Source organism: Paraburkholderia sp. UCT70 (assembly GCF_050434085.1).
In the GTDB taxonomy this organism is placed as follows: domain Bacteria; phylum Pseudomonadota; class Gammaproteobacteria; order Burkholderiales; family Burkholderiaceae; genus Paraburkholderia; species Paraburkholderia tuberum.
In genome coordinates, this window is sequence record NZ_JBNPVZ010000002.1 from 3,212,271 (window position 1) to 3,229,467 (window position 17,197).

Consider the following 17,197-nt stretch of genomic DNA (forward strand, 5'->3'; position numbering starts at 1 on the left):
GCCCGATTGGTCGGCCCGAGTTACACAGCCGAGCCACGGAGCGGGATACAACGATGCGGCCGGCCGTAGTCGCCTCGGTAGCGATCATTTACGATGGAGCAGTTCCAGTGACCGCTGCGGGTCGCAAGTACGCGTTGGCGGATTTGAGAGTCGCCGCTCCGGAGCCGCCTCGGGCGAGCGCTACGGTGTGCCCGGCAACGAAGCGGTGCTCAACGCGTTCTTGCGCTACCACCATACGCAGGGGCTTTCCGAACGGCTAATGACTATCGACGAACTGTTCGCGCCTTCCACCACGGCGCAGTTCGTTATCTGACGCCATTCGCGGGGCGGCGAAAATCTCTTCCTCTGGCCCGAGACAGGTTTCTCCATGCGCGCCAACCATGCTTCGCCTACGCAAACTGGCATGCCCGTGCTCCAGACGACGGGACATATCTCCTCGTTCGGCAACGACGCGATTGCATTGCGCTGGACGAACGAAGACGAACGTCTCGCCGGTTTCTCACTGATCGATTGCGAGCGCAAACGCACGTTACGCATCGTCGCGCCGTTCACGCTCACGCTCGCTGACGGAACCACTATGGGCGTGGCCGAGCTGAGGGTCGTTGCGCCCGTGAGCGACGCTGCGCTCGAACCCAACCCGCATGCGTCCCGCTTGGGCGAACGAATCGCAGGGCGACGCGCGAGCGTCTCCCTGGTAGATACACATGGACGCCTAAAGGTGCAATGGAGCGTCGAGCAGCGCGAAGGGTCACGATATCTGCGCGTCCAGCTGGCAATTACGGCGCTTCTTCCGGACGAAGAGATCGCTGCCGTCTCATTGCTGAAGACGCGCGCTCCAGGCGCCAGGGCCAGTAGTGAGCGCAAGGGCACGCCGGTCATTGCGGGTAACTTCTATCTGGGCTTCGAGCACCCGCTGGCGACAAGTCAGGTGAAGGGCGACAGCCTCAGCTTCATGCTGCATCGCGCGTTGCCGCTGGAGAAAAACAGGACGCTGGTCTACTCCGCTGTGGCAGGTGTAGCCAGCGACGGCCAGGTTCGGCGCGACTTCGGCATCTATCTGGAGCGGGAACGGGCTCGCCCGTATCGCCCGTTTCTGCACTACAACAGTTGGGGCGACATCGGCTACCTCACGCCGTACACGCAGGAGCAGGCGCTCGAGCGCATCGAAGCAATCGGCCACGAGTTGCACACAGCGCGCGGGGTGCAGATCGATTCGCTTCTGTTCGACGATGGCTGGGACGACCTTGGCGGCGGCTGGCAATTCAGCAAGGCATTTCCACATGGCTTCGCTCCGCTGCGCGACGCTGCCGCGCGATTCGGCGCCGCTCCCGGCATATGGCTTTCCCCGTGGGGCGGCTACGGTATGCCGAAACAGGAACGCGTGACGCGAGGACGTGCCGCTGGTTATGAGGTCATCGACAACGGTCTCGCATTATCGGGGCCGACGTATTACCGGCGCTTTCATGAAGTCGTGATGGACTTGCTCGACAAGGGCGGCGTCAACCATTTCAAGTTCGACGGCACAGGCAATGCCGACAGGGTGTTCCCCGGCAGCCTGTTCGACAGCGATTGGGACGCGGCGATTCAACTGATCGAGGACATCCGCGCGGCCAAGCCCGAAACCTTCATTAATCTCACCACAGGTACGCATCCGTCGCCGTTCTGGCTGCGCCACGTCGACTCCATCTGGCGCGGCGGCAGCGACGATGGCCTGGCGGGCAGCGGCACGAACCGCGAGCGCTGGATCACATACCGCGACACGCAGACGTATCACAACGTCGTGGAGCGCAGTCCGCTCTTTCCACTCAATTCGCTGATGCTGCACGGCATCCTCTACGCGCAGTGCAATCCACGCCTCAATGCGTCGGCGGGCGACGCATTCTCCAACGAAGTGTGGTCGTACTTCGGAACCGGCACGCAATTGCAGGAGCTCTACATTACGCCGGCGCTGCTGGGCGAGCACGACTGGGATGTGCTTGCGCGCGCCGCCCAATGGGCGCGCGAAAACGGCGACATTCTTCGCGACAGTCATTGGATTGGCGGAGCGCCGGACGAACAGGCGGCCTATGGTTGGGCAGCGTGGGCGCCGCACAAGGCGATCGTGACGCTGCGCAATCCTCACAGTCGCACGCACCGCTTCACACTCGAGCTGCGGCGCCAACTGGAACTGCCAGATAACGCGGCGGCACGATTCGAATCGCGCAGCCTTGGGCGTGCGGGGGATTCCGGTATTCCTGCTCAACTGGACGCTGATCTGTCGCAAGCAGTGCAACTGGCGCCGTTCGAAGTGCTCACGCTCGAACTGCTGCCAGTTGCCGCCGCGAAGCGGTGAAGGGGGGACGAGGCGTAGGCGCTAGTACAACCTGTCGGCCAGTTGAATCGGCTTTGCCTCGATCTGATGGAGGTCGAAGACCAGCACCTCGTTGTTACCTTGCACGAGCCACGGCGCGGGACAATACAGGCGCCTTTGCGGGCCGATGTTCCAGTAGCGTCCGAGATTGTGGCCATTGACCCAGACGATACCCTTGGTCCAGTTGCTCATGTCGAGCCAGGTGTCGCCGACTTCAGTCAGCAGCACGCTCGCCTTATAAAAGAGACCGGGTTTCCGTGGGTTCGTGCAGTCTTCGTTGAGGTTGGCGATAAACGTTTCATCCATCGGCAGCAGGTAGATGTCCCATTCCTCGAGCAACGCGAGCGAGCCGTCGACGCGTTTCATCGTGACCGGCTCGAGCAGACCTTTACGGTCAACGATCGCGGGTCCGAAGTTGACGCGCCCCATCGCCTCGACGAGTATCTCCAGCGCTACCTGGCCGTCCGGGTTCGACCCGTGGTTATGCCGCGCCGAAGGCAGGGGAAGCGGCGCGCGATGCATCATGTGGAGCGACTGCGCGTACTTCTGCGGCAGTTGCGCTCTCGATACGCCGCCCGCGTACCGTTCACCAAGGAAAACCGTTGCGTAGTCGTGAACGGCGCTGATATCCAGCACACCGCGCGCGTGCTCCGGCAAAGACTTGCGATACAGCACGAAGCCAAACGCCTGACCGTAGCGTTCAAACGACTGCGGCTCGACGCCATGCTCGCGTGGCAGTGCCGCGGGCAGGTTGTCCCAGATCGAGGCGTAGAGCGTTGGCATCAAGGCCTCAGCGCCTGCGCAGTCAAGCGTGGCGATGACGTCGGGTATGGCTGGCAAGGGTTCGGGCAGATAGCTGGCGATAAGGTCTCGATACTTCATGTACTTCGGCGTCGCCATGCCTTGCTCGCTGATCGGGGCGCAGTAGTCGTAGCTCGTGATGTCGGGCTGATAGTTGCCTGAACCGTCCGCGTTCGCGCCGGCAAAAAAGCCAAAGCTCGTGCCGCCGTGAATGACATACAGGTTGAACGACAGTCGCGCCTGCATGAACGTGGCCAAGGTACTGGAGAGGTCGTAGTCCACGCCCGCGAACCCCGCTTCGCCCCAATGCGTGAGCCACCCTGGGTACACCTCGCCAGCCATCGCGGGCACCGAGGGGAATTCGCGGCGCACGGTTGCGATCTGCGCTGCGTCGCCGTTGCTCAGCGCGATCGCGCCGCCCGTTACCGTGGTGCGATTGCGTTCGAGTTGCGGGAGACCATCTTCGGTGTAGAACGGCCCGGTTATGCCTCCTGCTAGCCAAAGCTGCCTGAGCTCTTCGAGGTAAGCCGGATTACTCGCATACGAACCGAATTCGTTCTCGATCTGGATCATCAGGATCGGTCCGCCGTGCTCGCTCATCAATGGCTTGATACGCGGAACCAGTTCGTCGATATAGCGAGACACCGCCGCCATGTAGCGAGGATCGGTGGCCGAGTCGGTCCGCAACTGGATGTCCGGATCGCGCAACAGCCAGGAAGGGAGGCCGCCCAGATCCCACTCTGCGCACACGTAAGGCCCGGGGCGCAACAGCACCCACATCTGCTCGGCTTGGCACAGGCGGATGAAGGCCTCGATATCGCGATTCCCGCTGCGGAAGTCGAACACGCCTCTATGCGTCTCGTGGTAATTCCACATGATGTACAACGCGATGCAGTTCATCCCCATCGCCCTTGCCATGCGGATCCGGTGTCGCCAGTACTCGCGCGGGATGCGGGCTGGATGCATCTCGCCGCTGCGAATCTGGAACGGCAGGCCGTCGAGCAGGAAATGTTCGCCGTCGGGGCTAAAGGAGAAGGTATGGCTGCGTTCGAGGTTCACGATGGGCGTTGTCAAGTTGACGAATGCAGGCTACTTGTAAATCGGCTGCACCTGCGAGAACGGTAGAACGCAGTTCCTTAACGATCAACAACTTGCGAACTTTTTCGGTCCGCGGCGGCGCCGTGCCTCGCACGGACCAAAGGTGTCGTTCGCCGGACTGGCCGACCAACGTCATCTGAGGAACGGCGGATTCAACCGGTGGATGCGATCGCTCGATGGAATCGTTCAGCTGGCGTGCGTATTGCCGGTGCGTGAACTATTCTGAAAAGATCGCAATTGTTCATTCCTTTTCAGGTATTCGACAGGAGGTGTGCCATGTCGATGTCGCCAACCTTGCAGGATTGCCTGCGCAGCAAGGGTTCCCGCTACGAAGTCGTGCGTCACCCATACAGCCACTCGAGTATCGAAACGGCTGCTGCGGCGCACATTCCGGGCGACCGCCTCGCCAAGACCGTGCTCCTCGAAGACGAACACGGCTACGTGGCCGCCGTGCTGCCGTCAACTTACGCCGTGCAGCTCTCCGAACTCTGGAGCAAGACAGGGCGCCGGCTCGCCCTGGCCACGGAAGTCGAACTGCGCGAATTATTCAAGGACTGCGATGTGGGAGCGCTGCCGCCAATTTGTATGGCGTATGGCATGAAAACCTACCTGGAATCCAGCCTGGCAGGCCAGCCCGACGTCTACTTCGAGGCGGGCGATCACGAAGAACTGATTCATATGGAAGCGGATCAGTTCCTCAGGCTGATGGACGATGCGGAGCGCGCCCATTTCGCACGGCGGATGCGAGGGTTGAGCGGGCGGGCCTGACCCAACTGGCCAGCCCGTGCGCTGGCCGCGATAATTTGAGCGCCGTTTGCTTCATTTGTCAGGGGGTAACTAATCGGCGGAAGCTAGAATTTTTTTCCAGCTTCCGCTTGATTAGTCACGCGTCATTGCACCAGCTGCCAGCGCAGCACCGGATGCGTCGCGCCAGCAGGCATCGCCCACACCCCTGTCGGACTGAAGTCATAACCGACGAATGATGCCGGTGTGCTCATCTGCGCGGTGGTCAGCCCGTTCGCCGCGGGAATCTGCGTGCCGTACACGACGCCGACTGTGGCAGTCGTGGTGTCGGTGTCCCAGTACACATCGTTCCCGATCGTGCCGTTATTGGCCCGCGCGATGCCGATCGGCTGATAGGACGGCTGAGTCACGAGACCGGTCGCGAATGACTGGGTGATCGTTCCCGAGTTTATGACGACGAGGCCGGCGCCGCCGCATGGCGTACCGGCAGCGCCTCGGCAATAGCCCAGAAGCGTTGTCGAGCCGGTTGCATAAGACTGGTTGATCGTGCCGCTGTTAACGCCGACAAGGCCGCCGCCGCCCTCATTGATATAACTCAGAGAAACGACAGGACCCGTGGCGAACGACTGGTTGATCAGACCGCTATTCGCGCCCACCAGACCACCGAGCACATTTCCCGCGGTCACGGCGGCGCTGCTCGAAGAACGCTGGATCGAGCCGGCGTTAGCGCCCACGAGCCCACCGGCTATCGAAAAGTCGAGCAAAGCGGATGCGCCAGGTCCACCGCTAAGAACCGTGCCGGACGTATTCACCCGCAGGACCGTGCCGTTGTTCATGCCGGCCAGCAAGCCCATGTAGACGCTGGCCATCTGGTTGGGAGCCGTGCTCGCCGTGCCCGAAATGTCGACGTTGCGCACGACGCCCTGGGCGCCGATCACGCCGAACATACCCATCAATCGTACGAACTGGGAAGGCGCCAACTGCGCGACCGTTAGCGAGCTGATCGTATTGCCTTGTCCGTCGAACTGCCCCGTGAATGGTGTTTCGACGCTGCCGATTGGAACGAAGGCGGTGTTGCTCGTCGCGCTCGCATCGACATTCTTGCCGAGCGCGTAGTTACCGGTGAGGTCGTTGGCGACATTCGACAGATCGGTCAGGGAGTTCACCAGCTTGTGTGCGGTGATCTGCGTCACCAGACCGCTGAACGCGGGGGGCGTCCACGCCGGGTTGCTCAGTTGGGTACCGGCAACGTATGTGCCGTTCATGTCATAGAAAGCGCTCAGCGCGCCGGTGCTTTTCGACCAGTCGAGCGTGCCGTGATTCACGACGCTGCCGCCGTTGTCGCTTCCGGTTGCGTCGGTGCGCAAGGTCAAATTGCCCGCGCCTTTGTTCGCAATCGTCGCGCCGCTCGCGACCGACACGTCGCGGTACGCGGCGAGCGTCAGCGAAGCGGGACCAGACCAGCGCAGGCTCGATGCGACGTCCAGATCGCCCGTTGCGCCCATCGCGCCTGTCGTGTCGACATCGACAGTAGTGCCCGAATTCAGGCTGCGGCGCAGTGCGCGTGCAGCGAAATGATCGATCGTGAATGCAGGCGTCGAGAGATTCCATGCACCCGCATGGACAGCTGCCCTGGCGCCGAATGCCAGTTGCGCCGCGGCAGTATCGACCGTCCCGCCGCTGCCGTCGGCGTTCCTGGCCGTGATGACGCCCGACTGCTCGACCCGGCCGCTGTCGGCGACGAGCCACACATGTCCGTCGCGGTTCGCCGTGCCCGTCGCCCGAATGCGCGCGCCACCGCCTGCGAGCGCAAACACGTTGCCATCGGCGGCCTGCAGGCTGATCTGCGCAGCTGCGATGCGTCCACTGTTGACGACCGTACCAACGCTGCCCGTCTGCACGAAAACCTGTTTGCTGCTGGCCGAGTCCTGTAACAGCACCTGTTCGCCTGCGGCCAGTTCGGCCGTGCCGCCTGGCGCTTTGATCGTGCCCGCATTGACGACCGCGCCTCGCGAGATCAGGAAGACATCGGCGCCGCTCGAACTGATTTTGCCGAGGTTGATCACGCTCGCATTTGACTCGCCCGACAGCGTGAGTGCGTCGCCTTTGATGAAAGCACAGTTGCAGACATCGAGCGTAGACGCGACGAAACGTCCACCCGTTGTCACGACGCCCGAGGGGCCCACGACTATGCCCTGCGGATTGATCACATACACGCTGCCCGTTGCGCTGAGTCTGCCGAGGATTGCCGACGGCGAGCCGCCCGTGACCCTATTCAAGGTCGCGCCGGAGCCGTTGTCGAACGTCACGCGGTTGTGGGCTCCGACAGAGAAGCTGTTCCAATCGATCACGCCGCGCGTCGAACCCGGCTGCGTGACCAGCAGCGCGTTGCCATGGCTCGAGATGGTGCCGGCCCCGGCAACGTATTGGCCGCCCTGCGGAAGAACGCCTGCTGCGCACGCAAGGTGCGTCGCAGACAGACCGGCAACGGAAATGCACAGGAAAAGCAGCGATAGTGCAGGACGCGTCATACATCCCCCTTTCCGCGCGGGCACGCATGGGAGTGCGCGTGAAGAACCGGTCTATGTCTATGAAGAATAGCAATTTGGCGCTGCTGCGCCTCGCGATGACCTCAACCTTTCGCGACGATCAGTATTGGCTTTGCGCCGATATGGCGCGTTTCGCAGAAGATGCCAGCCGGCGGCGAAATTTCCGCGTTCACCGTGTAGCTTTTCGGTCGACCGTAGGCCCACCCGCCCGGCTTCGCGTCTCCTCCACGACCCATTCCGATATCATTTCGCAAGGATGCGCGGCGTTTGCCGTTATCACGTATGTAGTCTCTAACCTTTTGCCCGTTGCACCGGGGACGCGCTCTGAAGTCAGCGATGAAAGTCGATCTAGCCACGCTTTACCTTCTTGTGATCGGAACCTTGTTTGCCAGTTCCGCCATGATGTATTGGGAACACCTGTCCCATCCCAAGCGCGGCAAGGAATTGCGAATGCTGTACGACACATGGATGCTCACGAACCCGACACACGGCCGACCCAGCCCGTAACCCGCCCTGTCCTTGTCTGGGACGCGCCGGTGCGGTTGTTTCACTGGCTGGTGGTCGTGCTGGTCACGGCCGCGTATGTCACGTTGAAGTTGAACTGGATCGACTGGCACGTGCGCGTCGGCGAGACGCTGCTCGCCCTTGTCATTTTCCGGCTGCTATGGGGCTGCTTTGGCAGTGAGACCGCCCGCTTTCGCAGTTTCGTGGCATCACCCGCTGCCGCGCTTCACCATTTGCGCCGCCTGTTTCATCGCGAGCCCGATGTGCAGGTCGGTCACAATCCGGCCGGCGGCTGGATGGTTTTATTTCTGCTCGTCTTGCTGCTGACCGAGACGCTGAGCGGGCTCTACGTCAACAACGACATCGCCGACGAAGGGCCGTTTAGCGAACTGGTGCCCGTGTGGCTCGCCAACGCAATCTCAGCGTTGCACGGCCTTGTCTGGTACGTGCTGCTCGCCGCGGTGGTGCTGCACGTGCTCGTGATCGCCCTCTACGCGGTAGCGAAGGGACACAACCTGCTGCGCCCGATGCTGACCGGCTACAAACTGCTGCCCTCGTCCGTGGACGCGCCGCGGCAGGCGCCAGCGCTGCTGGCGCTGCTGCCATTCGGCGTCGGCGTTGCCATGGTGATGCTGCTCGCGGCTTATCTTTGAGCCTGACGCAAACCCGCTCTCCGGGCGCGGCTACCGTGCCTGCTTCAGTTGCCCTTCGGCGGCGTCACCTGGCCGCGAATCTCGCCATCCGGATTGTTCTTCGTGTGAACGTTGATGTACATGTCACCGGCTTCGAACATCTTGGCGTCGGCCGGAGATAGCGTGGCCTGACCGGTGATCGGGCTCGTCGCCTCCATGGTGCCCTTCTGCGACAGCCAGATCTTTACGCCAGCGTTTTTACCGGCCGGGGCGGGTCCGTGGAAATGCGCCATCGTGGTCGGACTCGTCAATCCGCTGAAGCTGATGTTCCAGGTGACGACCCGCGTGCTGGGGTCGAACGTGAGCTTGGCGCTGCCGCTGCCAGGCGTCTGCACCGGCGGAACCTGTTGGGCGCCCGTCAAAGGCACCTCAAACGAGACGGGCGCCGCTTGCGCCAAGGTCAGCGTACCCGCGAAGGCCAAACCACCGAACACCATGAAAGCGCGCCGCGTGATGGATCGTGACATCTGGTTTTCTCCTGTTGGGTTTGCCCTTGGTGAGCGGGCGATTATTGAAGACTGCAGAAGACCTCGTCGGCGTTGTTGGCAGCCAAACAAGTGAGTCAAGCATAGACGCAAGCAGGCCGTAACGCGAAGGTTGCATGAGGCCGAAATCCGGCTATGCGTGGCGACCGCCCCGTCACGTCGACGCCAGATGAGTCTGTCCAGCGATTCGAAAGGAAACCGTCGGGCGAAAATCGTTGAAATTTGATCTGGCGCGAAAAATTCTTCCGGTACGATGTGCGCTTTGCGCGAAGGCAGCGGATGTAACTGGCGCGACCTGGTGTTGCGCCAGGAGCCTTCATGGATCACACCCATTGTTACGCTGCCATGTCCATCCCGAACGCCTTCATCGGCATCGCGATTCTGTCCTGCATGATGAGCGTCGCCGTTCTCGGCTCGTATGGATCCGGCCTGGCGCATGAAACGACTTTTCTGTAGGACACGCCGCTGAACGTCGCGTTTCTCGGCATGACGATACTGACGTTGCCATGCCTGTCGGTTGGCATGGTGATGCTGGCGCATGACCGGCTGGCGGAGCGGGTGGAGCGCCTCGCCACCATCGACGATCTGACGGGCGCGCTCGGGCGGCGGGCGTTCATCGCCAGGACCGAGTCGCTGTTCGAGTTGGCAAAGGTGGCGAAGTCGAAGCTGTCCATCGCTATTCTGGACATCGATAACTTCAAGGGCATCAATGACAGATACGGGCATGCTGCTGGCGACCAGGCTCTTGCGCATGTTGCCTTGACGATATCGCGCGGAATTCGGCAAACCGACGTCCTTGGCCGCATCGGCGGTGAGGAGTTTGCGCTACTGCTGCCACTGACCGGGAAAAAGGAGGCGGCCCGTCTCACGAACCGGTTGCGCGCACTCGTCGCGGCAGCTGTTGCGCGCTCCGACCGGCGACGTCGAATGCACACTCAGCGCTGGCGTCGACGAATTCGGTGACGGCGATACCGTTGCCTCGGTGATGGCGAGAGCCGATACAGCGCTCTATGCCGCGAAAGCCAACGGCAGAAACTGCGTGATGCTGGCGGGGTCGTCGCAGCGTGCCGATGACATCGTTTCCAGTTTTCCGGCTTAGGAAAGGCTCCGCGGAGGGCTACGCAGGAGACGCCTGAACGATCGTCCATTCGCACTGCCACTGCAAAAAGAACCGGCATGCAGTCGCCCGCATACCGGTCTCTATTGGGGCCCAGTCGCGTCACCGCGAAAAGGGCCGCCGCGCCGATCCGCGCCAGTCCGCGCTTTATTGGCGCTTTATTGGCGCTTTATTGGCGCTTTATTGGCGCTTTACTTGCGCTTCAATTGCGAAATATCGCGCACCGCGCCGCGATCGGCCGAGGTCGCGAGCGCCGCGTACGCCTGCAATGCCTGCGACACGACACGCTCGCGATTGGTCGGCTGCCATGCGTCGTCGCCGCGCGCTTCCATCGCCGCGCGACGGCGTGCGAGCTCTTCATTCGACACCGCGAGATGCATCTTGCGCTGCGGAATGTCGATCTCGATCACGTCGCCGTCTTCGACCAGACCGATCGTGCCGCCTTCCGCTGCTTCGGGCGACGCATGGCCGATCACGAGGCCCGATGAGCCGCCCGAGAAACGGCCATCGGTAAACAGCGCACAGCTCTTGCCGAGGCCCTTCGACTTCAGATACGAAGTCGGGTACAGCATTTCCTGCATGCCCGGACCGCCCTTCGGACCTTCATAGCGGATCACCACGACGTCGCCCGGCACGACCTTGTCACCGAGAATCGCGTCGACCGCGTCGTCCTGGCTTTCGAACACGCGCGCGCGACCCGAGAACAGCCACTGCGATTCGTCGACACCCGCGGTCTTCACGATACAGCCCTTCTCCGCGAGGTTGCCGTACAGCACCGCGAGGCCGCCGTCCTTCGAGTACGCGTTTTCCTTGCTGCGGATACAGCCGCTCTTGCGGTCCGTGTCGAGCGTCGCGTAGGTCGCTTCCTGGCTGAAGGCGACCGTGGTCGGAATGCCGCCCGGCGCCGCGCGGAAGAAATTCTGCGCTTCCTCGCCCGCGCCGCCGGCGATGTCCCACTTCGCGATCGCGTTGCCGAGGGTGTCGCTATGCACGTTGCCGCACGACAGATCGAGCAGCTCCGCGCGCGCGAGCTCACCGAGAATACCGATGATGCCGCCCGCCCGATGCACGTCCTCGATGTGGTACTTGTCGGTCATGGGCGCGGCCTTGCACAGGCACGGCACCTTGCGCGAGATACGGTCGATGTCCGACATCGTGAAATCGACGCCCGCTTCCTGCGCGGCGGCCAGCAGGTGCAGCACGGTGTTGGTCGAGCCGCCCATCGCGACGTCGAGCGTCATCGCGTTTTCGAACGCCTGCTTGGTGGCGATGCTGCGCGGCAGGACCGAGGCGTCCTCTTCCTGATAGTAGCGGCGGCACAGATCGACGACCAGGCTGCCCGCCTGCTCGAACAGGCCCTTGCGCCATGCGTGCGTCGCGACGATGGTGCCGTTGCCCGGCAACGCGAGGCCGATCGCCTCGGTCAGGCAGTTCATCGAGTTCGCGGTGAACATGCCCGAGCACGAACCGCAGGTCGGGCACGCGCTGCGCTCGACTTCGGCGACTTCGGCGTCGCTGATCTTCGGATCGGCGGCCTTGATCATCGCGTCGATCAGGTCGATCTTCGCGATCACCTGGCCGTCGGTCGGCGACTTGACCTTGCCCGCTTCCATCGGACCGCCCGACACGAACACGACCGGAATGTTCAGGCGCATCGCGGCCATCAGCATGCCCGGGGTGATCTTGTCGCAGTTCGAGATGCAGACCATCGCGTCCGCGCAGTGCGCGTTGACCATGTACTCGACCGAGTCCGCGATCAGTTCGCGCGACGGCAGCGAATACAGCATGCCGCCGTGGCCCATCGCGATGCCGTCGTCGACGGCGATCGTGTTGAATTCCTTCGCCACGCCGCCGGCCCGCTTCGATCTGCTTCGCGACCAGCGCGCCCAGGTCGCGCAGATGCACGTGGCCCGGCACGAACTGCGTGAACGAATTCACGACCGCGATGATCGGCTTGCCGAAATCGTCGTCCTTCATGCCGGTGGCGCGCCACAGCGCGCGGGCGCCGGCCATGTTGCGGCCATGAGTCGAAGTGCGTGAGCGATAGTTAGGCATCTGTATCCTCAGGTATTGCTGTTATCGGTTTGGATGAGCGCCTGCGCGGGCGTGGGGATCGCAGCGCGGACTTTGCGCTGGGAACGAATAGTGCAAGAACGCCAGTAAGACGTCCAATATATTTTTTCTGCGCAATTAGGTCGTGAAAGATATTAATCGATGTCGCGACCGTTCAGCCGATTTCACGTTTTCTTGACATTGCCCGCTCCCACCGCGAATAATGTAGCGTTCGTTTAACGAAACCATGTTCACCGTAAGAACATTGAAACGGAAACAGAGGTCTTTTCGAGCGCAACACCGGGTTCGAGGCCAGTCGCGCCCAAGCCTGGGCCCACCCTCCTGGATTCGCGCCAATCTGTCCGCTGTGATCAAGATCAGGTAAGGCAAGTTTGCCGCCAATACGCGCCAGCACCCCGCGCCGGCGCGCCGTACCCGCCCCTCCGCCCAGCACAGGGCCGGGCACTACACAGAGTCACACACATGAAGCGAGACACTCCCCCTCACGCCGCCGGCCGACCGGCCGCTTCGCGCGGCATCGTCGAAGGGCTGGTTTATGTTTTCGAGCAGGTCATGCCCGACCCGTTCGTACTGTCGATCTGCCTGACGTTCTTCGTCGCCGTGCTGGCGATGCTGATCGCACCGACCGGCACACTGCCGACGCTGCTCGATTCCTGGTACACCGGCACGTTCGGCATTCTCGGCTTCGCGCTGCAGATGATCCTGATCCTCGCGACCGGCTACGCGATCGCGGAAGCGCCGATCGTGCAACGCGGTCTGCGCGCGCTCGCGTCGCATGCGAACTCGCCGACGCGTGCCGCGCTGCTCGTGTTTCCGGTCGTCGCGGTTGCCGCGTGGCTCAATTGGGGGCTCGGGCTCATCGTCGGCGCGTTGCTGTCGCGGGAAATCGCGCGGCGCGTCGACGTCGACTTCGCATGGCTCGTCGCGGGCAGCTATTCGGCCTGGTCGATCTGCAACAGCGGGCTGTCAAGTTCGATCGCGCTATCACAGGCATCGCACGGCAATGCGCTGAATCTCGTCGAGAAAGCGACCGGCCACGTGGTGCCGCTCAGCGAAACCATCTTCGCGCCGTTCGTGTTCATTCCGACCGTGCTGGTCGTCGTCGTGATGACCGCGATCTTCATCAAGATGCATCCGAAGGCGGAGAACGTCGTCGCGTTTCGTCAGAGCGGCGAAGCAGCCGCCGACGCGCCGAGCGACGACCCGCATGCCCGAGCGAGCAGCGAGACATCGCTCGCGGCGCGCCTCGAACAGTCGATGCTCGGCACACTGCTGATGCTCGCGCTCGGCATCGGCTATCTGGCGCTGACGTGGCACAAGGAAGGATTCGATCTCGACATCAACAACACGATCCTGATCTTCCTGATGATCGGTCTCGCGCTGCAACGCACGCCGATCGCGTACGCGAATTCGATTCGCCGCGCCGCGCGTCAGACCGGCTCGATGCTGCTGCAATATCCGATGTACGGCGGGATCATGGGCATCATGAAGGGCACGGGTCTCGCGTCGATGATCGCGAAAGCGTTCGTGACGATCGCGTCACCGGTCACGCTGCCGCTGTGGAGCTATCTGAGCTCGCTGATCATCACGCTGCTGGTGCCGAGCGCTGGTGGCCACTGGGCGGTGCAGGGTCCGTTCGTGCTGCCCGCGGCGCTCAGCCTGCATGCGTCGGTGCCACGCACCGCAATGGGCGTCGCGATGGCCGAGAATGTATCGAACATGCTGCAGCCGTTCTGGGCCGTGCCGATCGTTGCAATCGCGGGTATCCGGATTCAGCGCGTCATGGGCTATACGGCGGTGACGTTCGCGGTGTCGCTGGTGATTTACGCGGTGGCGTTGTGGCTCGTGCTGTAACCACAATGACCTGAGTCGAACGATCTCGCTACCGTCAAAACAAAGGGCCGATGAAGCAATGCTTGATCGGCCCTTTGTGCTTTTGCGGCGTACCGCTCGCTGTTACATCTTGACGACGTCCAGCAGCGTCTTTTTGCCGTCCTTGTAGTCGTACAGCGAGATCACGCCGTGCTGAAGGTCGCCCTTCGCGTCGAACGTCGTTTCGCCGGTCACGCCCTTGTAGTCGGTGCCCGACACCTTGGCGAGCACCTTCGCCGGATCGGTCGAGTTCGCGCGCTTCATCGCGTCGACGACGATATACACCGCGTCGTACGTGAACGGCGCGTCGAATTCGATCGGATGACCGAAGCGCTTCGTGTACTTCGCCGCGAATTGCGCGCCGCCGTTCATGCGCTCGACGGCCATGCCGGCCTGCGAGCACACCACGTTGCCCGCCGCCGGACCGGCGAGGTCCGCGAGGCTTTCGGTGCACACGCCGTCACCCGACAGCATTTTCGCGCGCAGGCCCAGCTGACGCGCCTGCTTCGCGAACGGACCGCCGGTCGCGTCCATGCCGCCGTACATGATCGCGTCGGGATTCTCGCCCTTGATCTTCGTGAGGATCGCGCGAAAGTCGACGGCCTTGTCGTTCGTCGCGTCGTGCGATACGACCTTCAGGCCGAGTGCCTTCGCGGTCTTTTCGAATTCGTTCGCGAGGCCTTGGCCATAGGCGGTCGAATCATCGACCACGGCCACGGTCTTCGCGTTCAGCGTCTTCGCGGCGAAGGTCGCGAGTGCCGGACCTTGCTGCGCATCGGTCGCGACGACGCGGTAGGTCGTCTTGAAGCCCTGCTGGGTGTACGCCGGGTTCGTCGACGACGGCGAGATCTGCACGATGCCCGCATCGCTATAGATCTTCGATGCCGGGATCGAGGTGCCCGAGTTCAGGTGGCCGACCACGGCGACGACCTTGTCGTCGACGAGCTTTTGCGCGACCTGGGTTGCCTGACGCGGGTCGCCCGCGTCGTCCTGGGCGTCGAGCACGAGCGTGATCTTCTGACCGTCGATCGTCAGACCCTTCGCGTTGATTTCCTCGATCGCGAGGCGCGCGCCGTTTTCATTGTCCTTGCCGAGGTGGGCGGAGCCGCCCGTCAGCGGACCGACATGACCGATCTTGACCACCTGATCCGCGTTCGCCGTGCCGGCGATGCCCGCGAATGCAACGACTGCCGCGCTGACCGGCAGCAGTTTGTGAAGCTTGAACGACATACAACACATCTCCTCTTTACTTACCTTGCCAACCGGATGGCTGGGGATTCCTGCTATTGATCGAACATTGCCATTCATCCAGTCCGGATGAATTGAAATCCGGCGAATCCAGCAATTCGCCAGGTCCGCCATTTTTGGTGCAGCACAATAACGCAAAAACCGGCGCAAGCGACAGATTCCCGCGCAATCCGGATTGGAGCCGCGTCAATTGGAGGTCGTTTCGTCGCTCGATTCAGCGGGATTTTGCGGGTTTGATTCGTTCAGGAAATCGTCAGCAAAAGTGACGAGATAAGCAGGAACTCTGCGAATCACGGCTTGAAATCGGCCAGCATCACACCGTCGCGGATATGCGCGAGAGCCGCCGCCACGTAGTCGACGACCGGTGCCGGTGGATGGTCCGGCTTCGCCCACACGAAGCCCGAGCACTTGTGCGGCTCCATGTTCGCCAGTTCGCCCTGCCATGAACGGCACACGAGAAAGAAGCTGATGCGGTTCGTGTCCGAGTCGCGCCGCATCACGAGTTTGAATTCGAGCGCGCCGGGCGCGATCGTCACACCGGCTTCTTCTTTCGATTCTCGAATCGCGCATGCCTCGATCGATTCGCCCGGTTCGAGATGGCCGGCAATCAACGCGTACTGGCCGTCCCTGAAACCGGTATTCGCGCGCTGGATGAAAAGGCACTCGCCCTGGCCATTCAGGAACAGCACGTTCACATCGACGATGCTTTGCATTCGGCTCATTTTCTTGCCGGCATCATGACGGACTAGCCGCGTTGCGCGGTCAGCAGCTTGATGCCGAGCGCGACGAAGACTAGCCCGCTGCCGCGTTTGATGGCCGCGACCCAACGGCTGGCTCCGACGCGCGTATGGATACCGCGCGCGCCGAGCGAATAAATGGTGTGCACGAGCACGACGGTGACCGCGATCGTCAGATACATCACGATGAACTGCTCCGACAGGCCGCGCTCGTGGTCGATGAATTGCGGCATGAACGCCGAAAGAAAGATCATCGTCTTCGGATTGCTGCCCGACACGAGCAAGGCTTCACGGAATACCTTCTTGCGCTCGAACGTATAAGCGGACGATGCGACGCCCGCCCGCTGCGCGGCCCGCGATGCCTCTTTGTTGCCGCCGCGCAGTTGCCTGATGCCGAGATACACCAAAAAACCCGCGCCGAGCACTTTCATCGCGACGAAGAGCGGTGGCAGCGTCGTCAATACCGCGCCGACACCTAGCGCCACGAGCGCGACGACGACTCCTTGCGCGAGCAGATTACCGGCGACGCTCGCCGCCGCGCCGCGGTTTCCATAGCGGACCGAATTGCGGATCACGAGCAGAACGTTCGGTCCCGGCGAAATGGTGGTGAGCAGATAGGCACCGGCGAAAAGCAACCAGGTATGGAAGGACATGGCAGGCCCAGCGGTTCGTTGTGGTTGAATCCCAATACACCGGACATCATCATGCCACGGAAAAAATCGCTGCCGCCGTCGCTGCGCGCTAATCGGTACGCACGACCTGACACAAGAACTGCTTCAAACGCGCACTTTGCGTGACGCGCTGCTGGCTGCCCGATAGTGGCGTCGGGTACTTGTGCACCTGCTCGGGAATGCGCACGCGCTCGATGTAGTGCATCGCGAGAGCCTGCGCGTCGGCCTTGCTGATGCGCCGGACGTCGCGCGCCGC

At 62.4% G+C, this 17,197-nt stretch carries 15 protein-coding genes and 2 pseudogenes; 9 read left to right on the forward strand and 8 right to left on the reverse strand.

Going from position 1 to position 17,197, the window contains the following annotated elements:
• The first annotated feature begins 187 nt into the window (after window positions 1-187).
• Together OKW41_RS17135 and OKW41_RS17140 are read left to right on the forward strand one after the other, a co-directional pair.
• Complete coding sequence (locus tag OKW41_RS17135; protein WP_429573253.1) at window positions 188-313, forward strand: hypothetical protein; 126 nt, start codon at window positions 188-190, stop codon at window positions 311-313.
• Window positions 314-367: 54 nt separating this feature from the next.
• Complete coding sequence (locus OKW41_RS17140) at window positions 368-2,332, forward strand: enterotoxin (protein ID WP_429573254.1); 1,965 nt, start codon at window positions 368-370, stop codon at window positions 2,330-2,332.
• A gap of 21 nt (window positions 2,333-2,353) precedes the next feature.
• Here OKW41_RS17140 and OKW41_RS17145 read toward each other — a convergent pair whose 3' ends face one another.
• Complete coding sequence (locus tag OKW41_RS17145; RefSeq protein ID WP_429573255.1) at window positions 2,354-4,225, reverse strand: beta-galactosidase; 1,872 nt, start codon at window positions 4,223-4,225, stop codon at window positions 2,354-2,356.
• A gap of 300 nt (window positions 4,226-4,525) precedes the next feature.
• Here OKW41_RS17145 and OKW41_RS17150 point away from each other — a divergent pair, with 300 nt between their 5' ends.
• On the forward strand, window positions 4,526-5,017 hold the full coding sequence (locus OKW41_RS17150; RefSeq protein WP_429573256.1) for an aminoacyl-tRNA deacylase: 492 nt from the start codon (window positions 4,526-4,528) through the stop codon (window positions 5,015-5,017).
• Between the two features lie 122 nt (window positions 5,018-5,139).
• Here OKW41_RS17150 and OKW41_RS17155 read toward each other — a convergent pair whose 3' ends face one another.
• On the reverse strand, window positions 5,140-7,524 hold the full coding sequence (locus OKW41_RS17155; protein WP_429573257.1) for a filamentous hemagglutinin N-terminal domain-containing protein: 2,385 nt from the start codon (window positions 7,522-7,524) through the stop codon (window positions 5,140-5,142).
• 354 nt (window positions 7,525-7,878) lie between these two features.
• Between OKW41_RS17155 and OKW41_RS17160 the strand changes: the two are divergent.
• A pseudogene (locus OKW41_RS17160) lies at window positions 7,879-7,998 on the forward strand (GGDEF domain-containing protein); the annotation flags it as partial.
• 8 nt (window positions 7,999-8,006) lie between these two features.
• On the forward strand, window positions 8,007-8,699 hold the full coding sequence (locus tag OKW41_RS17165) for a cytochrome b/b6 domain-containing protein (protein WP_429573258.1): 693 nt from the start codon (window positions 8,007-8,009) through the stop codon (window positions 8,697-8,699).
• Window positions 8,700-8,743: 44 nt separating this feature from the next.
• Here the strand turns inward: OKW41_RS17165 and OKW41_RS17170 are convergent, their stop codons facing one another.
• Complete coding sequence (locus tag OKW41_RS17170) at window positions 8,744-9,205, reverse strand: CHRD domain-containing protein (RefSeq protein ID WP_429444260.1); 462 nt, start codon at window positions 9,203-9,205, stop codon at window positions 8,744-8,746.
• A gap of 336 nt (window positions 9,206-9,541) precedes the next feature.
• Here OKW41_RS17170 and OKW41_RS17175 point away from each other — a divergent pair, with 336 nt between their 5' ends.
• The 3 genes from OKW41_RS17175 to OKW41_RS17185 are packed head-to-tail and all read left to right on the forward strand — an operon-like array spanning window position 9,542 to window position 10,322.
• Window positions 9,542-9,679, forward strand: coding sequence for a hypothetical protein (locus OKW41_RS17175; protein ID WP_429573259.1), 138 nt, complete (start codon window positions 9,542-9,544; stop codon window positions 9,677-9,679).
• Between the two features lie 30 nt (window positions 9,680-9,709).
• Window positions 9,710-10,186 (forward strand): GGDEF domain-containing protein, encoded by a 477-nt coding sequence (locus OKW41_RS17180; protein WP_429573260.1) that lies wholly within the window; start codon window positions 9,710-9,712, stop codon window positions 10,184-10,186.
• Window positions 10,125-10,322, forward strand: a complete 198-nt coding sequence (locus tag OKW41_RS17185) for a GGDEF domain-containing protein (RefSeq protein WP_429573261.1) — start codon at window positions 10,125-10,127, stop codon at window positions 10,320-10,322. The genes OKW41_RS17180 and OKW41_RS17185 overlap by 62 nt, the downstream gene beginning before the upstream one ends.
• Before the next feature lie 209 nt (window positions 10,323-10,531).
• Here OKW41_RS17185 and ilvD read toward each other — a convergent pair.
• A pseudogene (gene ilvD / locus OKW41_RS17190) lies at window positions 10,532-12,395 on the reverse strand (dihydroxy-acid dehydratase).
• 480 nt (window positions 12,396-12,875) lie between these two features.
• Between ilvD and OKW41_RS17195 the strand changes: the two are divergent.
• On the forward strand, window positions 12,876-14,267 hold the full coding sequence (locus tag OKW41_RS17195; protein WP_429573262.1) for a short-chain fatty acid transporter: 1,392 nt from the start codon (window positions 12,876-12,878) through the stop codon (window positions 14,265-14,267).
• A 102-nt stretch (window positions 14,268-14,369) separates the two neighbouring features.
• Here the strand turns inward: OKW41_RS17195 and OKW41_RS17200 are convergent, their stop codons facing one another.
• The 4 genes from OKW41_RS17200 to OKW41_RS17215 form a co-directional block, all read right to left on the reverse strand.
• Window positions 14,370-15,515, reverse strand: a complete 1,146-nt coding sequence (locus tag OKW41_RS17200; protein WP_429573263.1) for a branched-chain amino acid ABC transporter substrate-binding protein — start codon at window positions 15,513-15,515, stop codon at window positions 14,370-14,372.
• 308 nt (window positions 15,516-15,823) lie between these two features.
• Entirely contained in the window at window positions 15,824-16,255 is a 432-nt protein-coding gene (locus OKW41_RS17205) for an NUDIX hydrolase (RefSeq protein WP_090807459.1), read from the reverse strand.
• Between the two features lie 23 nt (window positions 16,256-16,278).
• Entirely contained in the window at window positions 16,279-16,923 is a 645-nt protein-coding gene (locus OKW41_RS17210) for a LysE family translocator (protein ID WP_429573264.1), read from the reverse strand.
• 88 nt (window positions 16,924-17,011) lie between these two features.
• Window positions 17,012-17,146 carry a hypothetical protein gene (locus OKW41_RS17215; RefSeq protein WP_429573265.1) on the reverse strand — a complete coding sequence of 45 codons (135 nt, stop codon included), beginning with the start codon at window positions 17,144-17,146 and terminating at the stop codon, window positions 17,012-17,014.
• Window positions 17,147-17,197 lie beyond the last annotated feature (51 nt).